Raw genomic sequence first — 1,926 nt, forward strand, 5'->3', positions numbered from 1 at the left:
CGCTGCGATCAATTGGTGGGCTGGGGCGTTCTCGGGCCGGCGTTGCAGCAGCGTGCGGCGCTCCAGCCTGCGCACGATTGTTTGGCTTTCAGGCTCCATCAGGACCCAGTCACCGACCGCGAAATCCATCGTGGTCGCAGGAGCGGACGGATCGAGCGTCACCTGGCCTCTTCCCGTTTCCGCAACCAGCCGCGACCGATGCACAGTTGCGATGCGGACCGGAACAAGCCCGCCATCAGCAGCAGCAAGTTGTTCGGCAAAGAACTGGGTCCAGCCAAGCCCATCCAGGAGTGGGGAGATCATTCTCTTGGTGCCCAATTCAACACGGCTCCATTTGATCGATACCAAGCGACACATCGCCGAGCGGCCGTCGCCCGACTGGTGCCAACGCCGTCAGACCACCTACCCTGCCGCCCATCCTGAACTCCAGGCCCACTGAAAGTTGTAGCCGCCCAGCCAGCCGGTCACATCGACCAGTTCGCCCACGACATGAAGCCCCGGAACCGCGCGGGCTGAAAAGCTGCGTGCGTCCAGATCCCTGGTGTCGACACCGCCCGCCGTCACTTCCGCCGTGCGCCAGCCCTCGGTTCCGGCAGGTACCAGCTGCCAGTCGTGCACGCTTCGAGCGAGCTTCGCGAACGCCGCCCGCGTCTGGTCGGCCAGCCGTCCCGACACCCCTGCTCGTGTCACCACGCTGCGCGCCAGCGCCTGCGGCAGGTCCAGAACATTGACCAGATCGCGCCCACCCAAACCTGCGGCCCGCCTCGGCCTCGGCCGCGAGGTCGCGCCCCGGGGACAAGTCGACACGTATCGCGCGGCCTGGGGACCAGTAGCTGGAAATCTGGAGGATCGAAGGGCCGGAAAGCCCGATGCGTAAACAGCAAGCCCTCCTGGAAGGCCACCTGCTCCGCCTCGACAGCCACCCGCGCCTGAACCGAAAGTCCAGCCAGCGGGTGGATCGCTTCGAGCTGGGCATCGGTAAAGACCAGCGGCACCAGCGCCGGCCGGGTCGGCACGATCCTCAGGCCGAAACCCTCGGCGACTCGATAGCCGAAATCGCTGGCCCCCATCTTTGGGATCGATTTGCCACCCGTCGCTAAGACAACGGCGCGCGCCTCGAACGCGCCCGCATCGGTTTCGACCCGGAAGGCGCCATCGGCACTGCGGAGCATCGCTCCAGGTCGGACCCCCAGCCTGAGTTCACCCCCGGCGGCGTGCAGGTCCCTGAGCAGCATGTCGACGATCTGCCGCGCCGATCCGTCACAGAAGAGCTGCCCCAGGGTCTTCTCGTGCCATGCGATACCGGCACACGTGAGCCGGTCGATGAAGTCTTGCTGCGTGTAACGGCTGAGAGCCGAGCGAGCGAAACGCGGGTTCTGGGACAGGAAGCGGTCGGGTGAAATCTGAAGGTTGGTAAAATTGCACCGTCCCCCGCCCGAGATGCGAATCTTCTCGCCCGCCGCACGGGCGTGATCCAACACCAGCACTCGCCGACCTCGGCGCGCGGCCTCGATGGCGCACATCAAGCCTGCGGCCCCAGCGCCCAAAACAATCGCGTCCCACATCACCGCGCCACTACATTGCCCGACACCTGATAGTCTCAGCACGCTTGCGGCGCCAGATCGCCCGGCGCGAAATCGGCGCCATGCCGGACGGCCGCGACACGTCTTCGGGCGGAACCCGCGCCCGGGCTTTCCGATCCGTCTGTCGAGCATGAAAAGGTCCGCACCATCATCCGCGACGATCCAGAGGTCGGTGCCTTCTGCTATCGAGTCCATGTTAGCAACGGGATGGCACAGCCTCTTTCGGCGAACAACCACTCGCCGAGTTCCAGCACCCAGACTTCTTCAGTGTGCCGGCCGCACCTGATACTCAAAAAATCGGCGCTGAGAGGCGCTGAACCATTCGCAGTCTCGGCATGGCTTA

General features: G+C 65.2%; 2 pseudogenes. Both read right to left on the bottom strand.

The features are described 5' to 3' along the window. Positions 1-303: pseudogene (locus IM708_RS20845) on the bottom strand (GTPase RsgA); the annotation flags it as partial. Positions 304-402: 99 nt separating this feature from the next. Beyond that, positions 403-1,565 (bottom strand): annotated as a pseudogene (locus tag IM708_RS20855) (NAD(P)/FAD-dependent oxidoreductase). Positions 1,566-1,926 lie beyond the last annotated feature (361 nt).

Origin of the sequence: Pararhodobacter sp. SW119, from assembly GCF_017811755.1 — a bacterium.
Lineage (GTDB): Bacteria > Pseudomonadota > Alphaproteobacteria > Rhodobacterales > Rhodobacteraceae > Pararhodobacter.